Source organism: Paenibacillus sp. FSL R5-192 (assembly GCF_000517845.1).
GTDB classification, from domain to species: Bacteria; Bacillota; Bacilli; order Paenibacillales; family Paenibacillaceae; genus Paenibacillus; species Paenibacillus amylolyticus.
In genome coordinates, this window is record NZ_ASPR01000005.1 from 19,728 (window position 1) to 31,870 (window position 12,143).

The following is a 12,143-nucleotide window of genomic DNA, read 5'->3' on the forward strand; positions in this document are numbered from 1 at the left end:
TCAGGATACACCCACCGCTTCTTTCCCTGCTCCCACAATCTCGGGACGCTCGGCGGAACCGGATTGGTAAATACTGCGCACAATCTCATCCGTGTTAATCTCGATAATCTGAATATCGGTAATATCGGCTTGTCCAACGACACGTCCGAGTACATCCGAAACGTTCAGTTCCAGCGGAATCCATACGGATGCGGACAATTCATTCTCAACCGTCCAACGTACAGGCAACGCAGCAGTCCATTCCTCCATCTGACTGATGTTGTGAGCTGAACCAAACTTGAAGCGGATCTCCCGCTCCTTACCCCACTGGGACTTGAGATGATCCAGACCTCCATCATAAATGATGTTGCCTGCATCAAGCATGATGACCCGGGAACACAGTGCCTCAATGTCCTGCAAATCGTGGGTTGTGAGCAGTATGGTCGTTCCATGCTCCTTGTTCATGTCTTTCAAGAAATCCCGAATTTCCGACTTCACCACAATATCCAAACCAATAGTTGGTTCGTCCAGGAAAACAATACTTGGATTATGCAACAAGGCTGCCACTAACTCGCAGCGCATGCGCTGACCGAGACTGAGCTTCCGTACCGGACGGCTTAGCAGGTCCTGAAGCTGCAACCGCTCAACCAGTTCATCCAGCCGTTTGCGGAAATCGACCTCTCCGACACGATATACTTTGCGCAATAAATGGAAGGATTCGATAACGCCAATATCCCACCACAATTGACTGCGCTGACCAAAAACAACACCGATATTCTGTACAAACTTCTCCCGTTCCTGATACGGAACATATCCACCAACCGATATTTGCCCTGAAGTAGGCACCAAAATGCCGGTCAACATCTTGATCGTTGTTGATTTACCGGCACCGTTCTCCCCAATATATCCGCATATTTCACCCTGCGGAATCTGAAACGAAATATCATTTACAGCCAATACCTCTTGGTATTGACGTGCAAACAGGTCCTGAAACGCGCCCTTCAGCCCACCTCGGCTTTTCTGGACGCTAAACGACTTGCGCAAATCTTTGACATCAATCGCCAGCATGATTATACCTCACTTGGATTTTGTTGAAATTGCTTGTAGCCCAAAAAGAAATTATAATGGTATCAGTCAAAATTCAGCAAGCTTTAAAATAGTCTGGAGCCGCGTCCTGCCCTTATGTTGGGAAAAGATGTGTACGGAAAGCTCCGACTACATCTTACTTGAATACTCGAACTCGTTTTTTTATTTCATCTCAAATACAAAGGAGAGCTAGCATGACCAGAAAGACGAAGAGAACCATATGGATTTCTCTTGCCGCCTTCGTGTTAATTATTGGAGGAGCAGCGGCATATTATTTCGGTTCTATTCTCAATCAGTTGGACGGTTTGGCAAAGGACGGCGACGATTCACCATTTGCAGGCATCGAAAATGTGGAGAAAGTAAATACTCCTGATCCACCCAAATGGGAAGGCACAGTAACGGTAAATATTCTCGTTATGGGTGTCGATGCACGTGGATTGAAAAAAGGTGAAGTTCCTCGCTCCGACAGCATGATGGTTGTATCGCTCGACCCACTGACCAAAAAAATCAATCTGTTCTCCATTCTGCGCGACACTTACGTCAATATTGACGGATATGGCAAGGAGCGGATCAACACCGCTATCACCCATGGTCCTAATGCAGCGATGCAAGCTGCCGGCGACCTGCTCGGCATTCCTGTACAGTATTATGTGTATACGGATTTCCAGGGATTCATCAAATTGGTGGATGCCGTTGGCGGTGTTGATTTTGATGTGGAGAAAGACATGCACTATACAAGTAAAGCAGACAATAACGAATACGATATTGATCTCAAAAAAGGATATCAGCACCTAGATGGCGAGACAGCGCTCATGTACGTTCGTTTCCGTCATGATGCCATGTCGGATTTCGCTCGGTCCGAACGTCAGCGTGAGTTGCTGAAAGCTGTAACAGCGAAAATGCAGTCAACAACTACCATTGCCAAACTGCCTGCCATTCTGGAACAGGTTAATCCTTACGTAGATACAAATCTGACACTCTCCGACATGTGGAAGCTGGGTGGACTTGGATACCAGAGCAGCATGAACGGCAGTGAGCAGATTCCGCCAATGAACCTGCTGAAAGAAGAACGTACAGCAGGCGGTGCGCAAGTATTGACGGTTACCAATGAAGAGAAATTGAAGCAGCATATTCAGGATATTATTCACCCGCCTGCTACAACGGATGATAGTACAACCAGCACCGAAGATAAAACAGCCAGTGGTGACGATCAGAAGTCAGAGCAACCGGCTCAGTAATCTAAACATGCAGAGGGCAGCCATTACGCTGCCCTCTCGTTGTGCCCGGCTATATCTTTATGAGAAAATCATCATATCTTTCTGTGGCTTGTTTCTTTATCATATTTTGAATTACGAAAGGAAGTTATCTTATGAATACATCACGTTCCCGTTCCGAACTTTTATATGCAGAAGCACTCGAACATATTGTAGGAGGTGTTAACAGCCCTTCACGCTCGTTTAAAGCCGTTGGTGGTGGTGCACCTGTATTTATGAAAAAAGCCCAAGGCGCCCACTTCTGGGATGTTGATGACAACCGTTATATTGACTATCTGGCCGCTTACGGTCCGATTGTTACAGGACATGCTCATCCGCATATTACACAGGCCATTACGGAAGCAGCGGCAAATGGAGTGCTATACGGTACCCCGACTGAGCTTGAGATCAAGCTCGCCAAAATGTTGAAGGAAGCTATCCCTTCCATGGATAAAGTTCGTTTTGTAAACTCCGGTACGGAGGCGGTCATGACTACGATTCGGGTCGCTCGTGCCTACACCAAACGCAATAAGATCGTAAAATTCGCCGGATGTTACCATGGTCACTCCGATCTGGTGCTTGTAGCTGCCGGTTCAGGCCCGTCCACGCTCGGAATTCCTGACAGTGCGGGAGTTCCGGCCAGTATTGCACAAGAAGTCATTACTGTGCCCTACAATGATCTGGAAGCCCTGAAGGATGCTTTGGAACGCTGGGGTGATGATGTCGCCGCAGTCATGGTTGAACCGATCGTTGGTAACTTCGGTATGGTTATGCCGGAACCTGGCTTCCTGGAAGGTCTCTGTGCCATGACACGGGCCAACGGCTCCCTGGTTATCTATGACGAAGTCATTACGGCTTTCCGTTTCCATTACGGTTCTACTCAGACGTATGCCGGACTCGATAATCATGCGGAGATTGAACCGGATCTGACGGCTCTTGGTAAAATTATTGGTGGCGGCCTGCCAATCGGTGCTTACGGCGGACGCAAACACGTTATGGAGCAGGTTGCTCCGCTTGGGCCGGCTTATCAGGCGGGAACGATGGCTGGTAACCCTGCATCCATCTCGGCTGGTATCGCATGTCTGGAGGTCCTGCAAGGCGCGGGTGTATACGAAGAGATGGAACGCCTTGCTATCGACCTGACGGCAGGTCTGCAAGCTTCTGCTGACCGTCATGGGATTGCTCTGACGATCAACAGGATTCGCGGTGCATTCTCCACCCATTTCTGTGACCATCCGGTTACGAATTATGATCATGCCCAAGACACGGATGGAGAGCTGTTTGCTTCCTTCTTCCGTCACATGTTGGACCGTGGCATTAATCTGGCTCCATCCAAATATGAGGCGTGGTTCCTGACCACGGCTCATACAGACGAGGATGTTCAGGCTACATTGGAAGCCGCAGAAGCTTCCTTCAAGGCGATGGCTCAGGAATAAATTAGATATTTCCATTCACAATGTAGCGTACAAGATGCATCGTTGATAGATAGCAACTCAAGGAAAAGGCGTCCAACAAGTGATCAACTTGTGTGGACGCCTTTTGTTATTTACGGACAACACTCCGATTCTTCACGTTATTTCTGCCTGATCTGAAGTTTCAAAATTTCCTCACGGATCTTCTGCATCCCTTCCTCAATTCGCTGCTTCGGCACATTGGAGATGTTCAAGCGCAGCATCTGATCCTGATGCACCTGATATGTTCCCTCCGGATAATACCGTTCTGTCGTATCAACGATGACTCCGCGCTTTTGAAGCCGGGACAGCAGAACACGAAGCGGCATATCACCCGCCAAAGGTAATACGGTATGCTCCCCTCCTGTTCGAGGAGCCTCCATAAATGGAGCAAAGTCTGGATATGTGTCCAGTTGCTCATGCACCGTATTCATCCGGGCAGCATAGCGGTTACGAATCACTTTCCTGTGATGAGCAAACATTCCGCTGTGGACATAGATCTCCAGAGCAGCTTGAGACAGAACAGCAGTGTCGATATCGAGCATTTTTTTGTAAGCCCCAAAAGATTGAATTAGTGGTGAGGGCAGAACAGCTACACCAATGCGCAGACCTGGAAACAAAATTTTGGAGTAACTTTTCAGATAGATGACCCGGCCTTCGGTATCATAGGACCATAGGGGGTCCTGTTTCGTATTGTCCTCCAGGTCAGCCAGATAATCGTCCTCCACCAGATAGACATCGTACCGCTGTGCAAGCCGGATTAGTTTCTTTTTCTCAGCAACAGTCAAAGATGTGCCAATCGGATTGTGAAAGCGCGGCATGACATAGAAAAACTTGATATCTTCCTCAGCGAACTGACGTTCAAGTGATGCCCAATCCAGCCCGTCCAGGGCACGTCTCACACCGGCAATCGGCACATTTAATCCACTCAGTAGCGAGGGCATATTATGATAGGTCGGTAGTTCAAGCAGTACTTTTCTCTTTCCATTGGGGAAAGGCATCAATGCAAGTACAGCCAGTGCCTGTTGCACACCTGACGTGATAAAGAACTGCTCTGTTCTCGCAAACACCTGATAATCCGCAAACTGCTTCTGCAACAGCAGAATAAGCGAAGGTAATCCCTGATCCGTGCCATACATGAATAACTCTGCCTGCTTCTTCTCCATCGCCTGATCCACACAATGACGAAAGTCTGCATAAGGGAACACCCTTGGATCGGGTGCAGCTGAAGCAAAGTCCAACGCTCCCTGCCAGTCCATGTCCTGAGCACCTGTCCCGTTCTGTACGGCATAATAACCGGATTGAGGTATGGCATACACCAAATGCCGCTGCTCCAGCCACTCATATGCACGAATAGCTGTGCTTACACTGCATTGATATTGTTCTGCTACAACTCGAACTGCTGGCAGTCGAATGCCCTTATCTGCCCACTGGCGACGATCCTGCTGCTGCATCTGTTCCTGAATCCATTGCTTTAACGCTTCGGCAATCACTTCGTATTTTCTCAATGCACCCATCCCTCTCCAACAACTGTACCGATACAGTTTAACCTTTTATCTATTGTAGCACGATGCACCTGGCAGTATATTGAATAAGGCCAGCACATGCCTCGAACCTGACATAATTCAGGATAATGAAAGATAAAGCGCTATGACTACTGTATTGGAGGAGCATTCATGAACACAACACACACTCGGGGATACGCTTATATCGCAGCTGTATTGTACGCAGCTATTATCGGTCTATCTTTTTTATTTGTTAAAATGACTGTCACTGTTGCACATCCCATTGATGTGCTTGCCCACCGATTTGCCCTTTCGCTGATCGTTGTCAGCATTCCTGTCATTTTTGGCTGGATTAAAATACGACTTAGCCTTCGTGACCTGTGGCGAATCATTCCACTTGGGCTGTTATCTCCAGTCTTATTTTTTGCCTTTCAAGCCTTTGGACTTGTCTCTTCCAACTCATCGGAAGCCGGAATTATTCAGGCTATGGCCCCTGTATTCACACTCGTTCTCGCTTCAGTTTTCCTGAAGGAACGCACATCCACGATGCAGAAGTTATTCCTGCTTCTATCTGTTGCTGGAGTAGTCTTTATTTTCATAATGCAAGGAAGTGGGATGTCTATAGGTAACCTGAAGGGTATTGCATTATTGCTACTATCCACAGTCTGTTTTGCAGGGTATGGTGTGCTTGCAAGACCATTAACCCAGAAGTATAAACCAATGGAATTAACCTGGGTCACACTGATGGTTGGCTGTATTGTATTTAACGCCGCTTCTCTGATCCGACATGCGTCCAACGGCTCCATGATGGACTACATCAAACCACTTGGAGATACATCCTATCTGGGTGCCCTCGCTTATCTGGCAATCCTCTCCACCATGATCTCTACCCTGCTTGCGAGCTATGCCCTTACTCATCTGGAGGCTTCACAAATGAGTGTATTCAGCAATCTGTCCACGCTCATCTCCATCGTAGGAGGTGCATGGATATTGCATGAACCAGTGGGTAGCCATCACTATATTGGTGCATTGTTAATTATCGCCGGTGTGCTTGGCACCAATATGAGCGGTCGAAAACATAAGCTGGTCAGTGGAATCAAAGCATGATATAATTCTGGAAATTGTAAACATTTGTTATCCACGATGATGAAGAGAAGTACGTATGTCAGGATGCTACAGAGAGCCGGCGGCTGGTGGGAGTCGGTGCATCGGATATGTGGAAATGGGCTTCTGAGTTCCGAGTTGAACAAAGTCTGTATCCCTTCCTAGGAATACAACTTTCAGTAGGCGAGGCGGCATGTCCAGCCGTTATCCATGGACAGGATATCGATAGGCATGGAAGCTCATAAACGGGCTCCTGGTAGATGCCTCATCCGTATCCCTCAAGTGGGCCGCAACAGAGCGGCCAATGAAGGTGGCACCGCGAGGCACAAGCTTCGTCCTTTATTCTGTTCCCAACCGGGGAATGGGATAAAAGACGAAGCTTTTTTGATTTTTTTGCAGGCTGAAAGGAGGTGATGGTCGTGGAAGACGGCTGGTGGCGACAGCTCAACGTTGAAAAATTACAAAACCAAAGGAGAATAAACCATGAACAAAAACAAGGATATTATTTTGACAGGAGATCGGACTACCGGACAACTTCATCTCGGCCATTACGTAGGCAGCCTGCGCAGTCGGGTGCAATTGCAGGAAGAGTACAAAACCTATATTTTACTGGCAGATGTTCAGGCACTCACCACCCACTATGATCAACCTGGTCTGATTGCAGATAGTGTTCATCAAGTTACGCTTGATTACCTCGCCGTAGGCATTGATCCGAACAAAGCTACCCTGTTCATTCAATCCATGATTCCGGAAATTGCGGAATTGACTGTGATCTTCTCCATGTTTGTTACCGTCAATACACTCCGGCATAATCCGACCATCAAGAGCGAAGCACGTGATCGTGGATATACCGACCTGTACTACGGATTTCTAGGATATCCGGTCAGTCAGGCTGCTGATATTGCATTCTGTAAAGCCACCCTTGTTCCGGCAGGAGAAGATCAGATTCCTCACATTGAGACAGCACGAAAATTGGTTCGCCGGTTCAACGAGTTATACGCTCGCATTCTCCCCGAACCCCGCATTTTGACCGGAGAGCGGCTTGGAGGACTGGATGGCGTTGGTAAGATGAGCAAAAGCATGGGGAATGCCATCTCATTAAATGCAAGTCCTGAAGATGTAAAAGCCAAGTTGACCAAGGCCAAGACTGATCCTGCCCGCATCCATCGTTCTGATCCAGGACACCCGGATATCTGCCCTGTTTTTGCCTATCATCAGCTTTTCCGCAAGGAGAACGCAGACGAAATACATGCCAGTTGCAGTCAGGGCCGGATTGGATGTAAAGATTGTAAACAGATCGCAGGTGAAGCCATCAATGATCTGCTTGCTCCTTTTCGCGAACGACGGAGTTATTATGAACAACGTGATGATCAGGTGAAAGAGATTCTTATCGAGGGTACCCGTGAGGCCAGGAAAGCGGCCCGGGAAACGATGTTAGAGGTAAGAGAAGCCATGGGTATTCGTTATTTCGACTGACGGTATGAAGCGCTCCAATCACGTTAACACTGCTGAGGACAGTCTATTGGGAAAAGGAGACCCCTCAGCATGAAACGAACACAGCCTTCTTTTTTACAAGCTATGATGTTGATCATGTTGTCCGTTGGCTTGATCAGCCATGTTCTGATTATTCCTGCCCTTTTGGCTGCGGCCAAAAGGGATTCTTGGATTTCCGTCCTGCTATCAGCCGGGCCATTTTTGATATTTGCGCTAATGCTCGCTTATGTCTCTCGTTTCCTCCAGCATCAAACTCTGCATGAATGGTTAACATCCCGTCTCGGCAAGCCCATTGGCATGTTATTTCGAGTTGGGAACAGTCTCTTTTTTCTGAGCGCAATCTATTTCACCCTGCACGAAACCACGACTTGGGCCAAAACAAATTACCTGACAGAAACGCCAATATTGGTAACTAGTATTGCTTTGATGACTCTCTGTGCCTATGGGGCATATAAAGGCATCCGCTCACTGGCATTTACGGCAGGATTGATCCTTCCACTGGTGGTACTCCTGGGCTTCTATGTTGCAATTGTGAACACTCAATACAAGGATTACAGCCGTCTCCTGCCTGCGTTAGAACATGGCTGGCATCCGGTGCTGAATGGCATGATTTACAGTCTTGCAGGCATGTTTGAACTGCTGTTCATCTGGTATATCCAGCCTCATCTCTCCAAACGTATACGTGTATGGCAGTATCTGATGCTTGCACTCATTCTTGTGGGACTGACTGTCGGCCCACTCATCGGGGCGATTGTGGAATTCGATCCTTTTGAGGCTGCCAAAATGCGATATCCCGCCTTTGAAGAATGGCGAATTGCCTCCTTGGGCAAATATATCGCCCAAACCGACTTTTTCTCCATCTATCAATGGCTCGCCGGATCGTTTACCCGAATTAGTCTCGCCATGTATATTGTAGTAGAAATATGGAATATTAAGAACGCCACCAGAAGGCTCATCAGTTGTATCTCTTTAGGCGTTTTCTTTATTCTTGTCATGTTGTACCCTCTGGATGATATGACCTTCGAAAAACTTCTGGTCGAATACATATTCCCGTTCAATCTCGTGTATCTGAGCGGACTTGCGATTATAGCAACGACGGTTGCCTTTATCCATTCACGCCATCAGAGGAGGAAACATCATGGAGCATCAAGCGATTGACACCACGTCCCATGAGACACTGCTTGCCTCTTTGAAAGAGCAGTTCAATCCATGTGCAGATGTCGTTATTCAGACCTTTCCTGTCAAAAATGAAACGGATCAACCTGTTATTCTGCTCTATTGTGACGGCCTGGTTGATGGCAAACAGCTCAACCAGTTTATTATCCCGCGTCTTGAGCAACATTCTCTCATTATTGAGGAATCACATCCTAAAGAACTGGGATTAACATTAAATCCGTTGGATGACCTCACAGATACGAATAAGCTTAATATGTTGATTTTTAGCGGACAACTGCTGATCATTTTCGGCAACGGTATTCAGTCCTGCAGTCTGGATATCGCTGACATACCGGGGCGCAGTCCAGATGAATCAGCCATTGAAACATCAGTTAAAGGCCCGCGCGATGGATTCACCGAAGAACTCACTACCAACGTGGCCCTTATACGCAAACGAATGAAAACATCTTCGATGTGTTATGAGAAATATGTCAAAGGCGGTCGTACCCAGACAGCCATTGGACTTCTATATGTAAAAGATATTATCAACCCAGACATTCTGAAAGAAGCTCGGCACAATCTGGATCAGATTGAGATTGACGGCATCCTGGGTACCTCAATCATGGAGCGAGCTGTCATGGGAGGGATTCGGAGTATCTTTCCACTCACAGATAATACCGAACGTCCTGATTTTGTCGTTGATTCCCTGTTAAATGGACGTTTTGCCGTTCTCATTGAAGGTTCTCCTGTAGCGGTCATCGCACCAACTACACTTTTCAATCAATTGAAGTCTCCGGAGGACGAAAGTACACCCTTTTTCATCGTTACTTTTGAACGGATATTACGTATTTCAGGACTGCTGATCGCCTGTTTCTTCCCAGGATTTTATATTGGCCTGACCAGCTTCAATGTGGAACAGATTCCCCTGCCTCTTCTGGCAACGATTGCTGGGACTCGAATGGGCCTGCCCATGCCCGTGACGCTGGAAGCGTTCCTGATGATCTTTATGTTTGAGCTATTTAACGAAGCTGGGCGTAGGTTGCCACGTGCATTGGGGCAGACGGTCAGCGTTGTCGGCGGGCTTATTATTGGAGATGCTGCCATTCGCGCCGGGATTACGTCCCCTACGATTATTGTCACGGTAGCGATCTCGGTCATCTCTAGCTATATTCTCGTGAATACTGTGTTAAGCGGGGCTACTGCCCATGTTCGGATCGGGATGTTACTCATCTCTTCCATTCTTGGATTATTCGGTTTTATGATCGGACTATTAGCCTTGTTGGTGCACCTCGTATCGTTGGAGTGTTATGGCGTATCCTATCTGTCACCTGTATCTCCCTACATTCCCGGAGACTTCACTCAGGCCGTATCCATGCCACCTTCCATGAAAAGAACCAAGCGCCCAGAAGCACTTCATACACAGGATTCTACCCGCCGGAGGAAACGTCCGTGAAACGATGGGTATCCATAAGTGGCCTTCTTATAAGCTGCTTGATCCTGCTAACGGGGTGCTGGGATTCCAAAGAGGTGCAAAGTATAAACTTCATTACGGCGATAGGAATTGACTATGTAGACAACCAGTATATTGCGTATGCCCAACTGATTGACTTCTCCAGTATTGCAAAACAGGAAACACCAACTTCCCGGGAGACAAGGGATATCTGGACTGGACGGGGCGAGGGTACAACACTGAACATGGCTATTAACGACTTGTATGAAACGTCACAGCAGCTAACGCTCTGGACTCATGTTAAAGCTATTGTTTTATCCAAAAGAGTCTTGGATGGTCGACTGGAGGATATCTTTAATACACTTCTTCATTCAGGCCAATTGAGATATACACCCTGGATCTACGCTACAGAGCATAACATTCCGGATGTACTCTCTCCCTCTGCATTGTTGAACCAATCCGCCCAGACCATTGAATTATTTGAGCCCATGAGACTATACAAACAGCATTCTGGTTACGAACCTATCCGGCTCCACCAGCTTCTCGATGGATTACGGGAACCCGCTTCTGTCGTTCTTTTACCCTCGGTGTCAACGAGGAACGAGACCTGGTTCAACGGCGATAAAACGCCTCCCCTTGTTAGAATGGATGGATTTTATGTGATATCCAAAGGCACAAGTCAGGGTAGAGTTGCAGGAGCAGACGCAGATGGTACACGATACGTAAATTATGAGCGGGTACATCAGTACCCACTATATGTATATGGGAATGGTGGAAAAACTCCTGATTTAACCTTGTTGCTTCATCATCCCAAGACAAAAATCAAGGCGAAGAAGCAAGGTGATGGCATCACATTTGATCTGGTTACCACGGTCAAAAGCGCCATCACCGAAGATCATGGGGCTCCTCGGTCTCCAGATGCCATGGAACAAGAAGCCGAGAAACAGATCGAATCCCAAATCCGAGATACGTTCGAAAAAACCAAGTCACGCATGATTGATTCCTATGGTCTTGTGGAACACTTATATCGCCACAACCTTCCCTTATGGAAACAGGAAGTCTACAACCGGGCGGACCCACTCCAACGTTTTAAGCTTGGAAAAGTGGAGGTTCACGTGGATATCCTGAATGCGAGCACGTATAAATACAGTGAATAAATGAAGAAATAGAAGCCCCGTACCTGCATTGAATGCAAGGTTACGGGGCTTCTTACCATCTCCAACTATGCTGTCGATTGGGGAAGTTATCCTAATGGATACGCCATGACACTCATCAAAGCCAATTCAGGCTGGGTCGTGTCCAAACGACTGTACTGGACGATAACAGGGATATTGCTCGAAACCGTAATCGCATAAGGCACGCCCGGTGGAATAGACTGCTCCCCGGATCGTAGCGATGCAGTGCGAATATGCTTCGTCCTTCTCGCTGGCACTTCAGCGACCATACCTTCGAGTGGTTCTCTGTCTTCAAAGTAAATCGTGATATGCAGCTCCGCATCCGTGGCACTGGTGTTCAGTACACAGATGCTCTCATGACTCTCCAATGTGCCCCGGCTCTCCGGGGGAATGTAACCATCCGGAATGACCCAGTAGGTGTGACCTGTAGCTGCTGAAACATTCTTACTTGCAGATGTGCCTGATTCTGTCTGGTCAGGTGTCATTGATAT

At 47.5% G+C, this 12,143-nt stretch carries 10 protein-coding genes and 1 other annotated feature; of the genes, 7 read left to right on the forward strand and 3 right to left on the reverse strand.

Features of this window, described 5'->3' with window-relative positions:
- Window positions 1–1,047 (reverse strand): ABC transporter ATP-binding protein, encoded by a 1,047-nt coding sequence (locus C161_RS03115; protein WP_036668210.1) that lies wholly within the window; start codon window positions 1,045–1,047, stop codon window positions 1–3.
- Window positions 1,048–1,259: 212 nt separating this feature from the next.
- Between C161_RS03115 and C161_RS03120 the strand changes: the two genes are divergently transcribed.
- The gene (locus C161_RS03120; RefSeq protein ID WP_036668211.1) at window positions 1,260–2,303 is read left to right on the forward strand and encodes an LCP family protein; all 1,044 of its coding nucleotides are present in this window, start codon (window positions 1,260–1,262) and stop codon (window positions 2,301–2,303) included.
- A gap of 131 nt (window positions 2,304–2,434) precedes the next feature.
- A complete protein-coding gene (locus C161_RS03125; RefSeq protein WP_036668212.1) occupies window positions 2,435–3,754 on the forward strand; it encodes a glutamate-1-semialdehyde 2,1-aminomutase in 1,320 nt (439 codons plus the stop codon).
- Between the two features lie 137 nt (window positions 3,755–3,891).
- Here C161_RS03125 and C161_RS03130 read toward each other — a convergent pair whose 3' ends face one another.
- Window positions 3,892–5,286: an aminotransferase-like domain-containing protein gene (locus C161_RS03130; RefSeq protein WP_036668213.1), complete on the reverse strand. Its 1,395-nt coding sequence runs from the start codon at window positions 5,284–5,286 to the stop codon at window positions 3,892–3,894.
- A 159-nt stretch (window positions 5,287–5,445) separates the two neighbouring features.
- On the opposite strand from C161_RS03130, the gene C161_RS03135 reads away from it, so the two are divergent.
- From C161_RS03135 to C161_RS03160, 5 genes are all read left to right on the forward strand, one after another.
- Window positions 5,446–6,381 carry a DMT family transporter gene (locus C161_RS03135; RefSeq protein ID WP_036668215.1) on the forward strand — a complete coding sequence of 312 codons (936 nt, stop codon included), beginning with the start codon at window positions 5,446–5,448 and terminating at the stop codon, window positions 6,379–6,381.
- A gap of 27 nt (window positions 6,382–6,408) precedes the next feature.
- Window positions 6,409–6,721 (forward strand) — a binding site (T-box leader).
- A 140-nt stretch (window positions 6,722–6,861) separates the two neighbouring features.
- A complete protein-coding gene (trpS, locus tag C161_RS03145; protein WP_036614087.1) occupies window positions 6,862–7,854 on the forward strand; it encodes a tryptophan--tRNA ligase in 993 nt (330 codons plus the stop codon).
- Between the two features lie 69 nt (window positions 7,855–7,923).
- Complete coding sequence (locus C161_RS03150; protein WP_036614088.1) at window positions 7,924–9,030, forward strand: GerAB/ArcD/ProY family transporter; 1,107 nt, start codon at window positions 7,924–7,926, stop codon at window positions 9,028–9,030.
- Window positions 9,011–10,480: a spore germination protein gene (locus C161_RS03155; RefSeq protein WP_036614089.1), complete on the forward strand. Its 1,470-nt coding sequence runs from the start codon at window positions 9,011–9,013 to the stop codon at window positions 10,478–10,480. The genes C161_RS03150 and C161_RS03155 overlap by 20 nt, the downstream gene beginning before the upstream one ends.
- The gene (locus tag C161_RS03160) at window positions 10,477–11,634 is read left to right on the forward strand and encodes a Ger(x)C family spore germination protein (RefSeq protein ID WP_036614090.1); all 1,158 of its coding nucleotides are present in this window, start codon (window positions 10,477–10,479) and stop codon (window positions 11,632–11,634) included. The genes C161_RS03155 and C161_RS03160 overlap by 4 nt, the downstream gene beginning before the upstream one ends.
- Before the next feature lie 86 nt (window positions 11,635–11,720).
- Here C161_RS03160 and C161_RS03165 read toward each other — a convergent pair whose 3' ends face one another.
- Window positions 11,721–12,137, reverse strand: a complete 417-nt coding sequence (locus tag C161_RS03165; protein WP_036614092.1) for a sensory rhodopsin transducer — start codon at window positions 12,135–12,137, stop codon at window positions 11,721–11,723.
- Window positions 12,138–12,143: the final 6 nt, after the last annotated feature.

What these genes read in the sequence shown, in the direction of transcription:
- C161_RS03115 (WP_036668210.1), bottom strand. Translation starts at nt 1,047, where the DNA reads ATGCTGGCGATTGATGTCAAAGATTTGCGCAAGTCGTTTAGCGTCCAG.
- C161_RS03155 (WP_036614089.1), top strand. Translation starts at nt 9,011, where the DNA reads ATGGAGCATCAAGCGATTGACACCACGTCCCATGAGACACTGCTTGCC.
- C161_RS03120 (WP_036668211.1), top strand. Translation starts at nt 1,260, where the DNA reads ATGACCAGAAAGACGAAGAGAACCATATGGATTTCTCTTGCCGCCTTC.
- C161_RS03135 (WP_036668215.1), top strand. Translation starts at nt 5,446, where the DNA reads ATGAACACAACACACACTCGGGGATACGCTTATATCGCAGCTGTATTG.
- C161_RS03130 (WP_036668213.1), bottom strand. Translation starts at nt 5,286, where the DNA reads ATGGGTGCATTGAGAAAATACGAAGTGATTGCCGAAGCGTTAAAGCAA.
- C161_RS03150 (WP_036614088.1), top strand. Translation starts at nt 7,924, where the DNA reads ATGAAACGAACACAGCCTTCTTTTTTACAAGCTATGATGTTGATCATG.
- C161_RS03165 (WP_036614092.1), bottom strand. Translation starts at nt 12,137, where the DNA reads ATGACACCTGACCAGACAGAATCAGGCACATCTGCAAGTAAGAATGTT.
- C161_RS03125 (WP_036668212.1), top strand. Translation starts at nt 2,435, where the DNA reads ATGAATACATCACGTTCCCGTTCCGAACTTTTATATGCAGAAGCACTC.
- trpS (WP_036614087.1), top strand. Translation starts at nt 6,862, where the DNA reads ATGAACAAAAACAAGGATATTATTTTGACAGGAGATCGGACTACCGGA.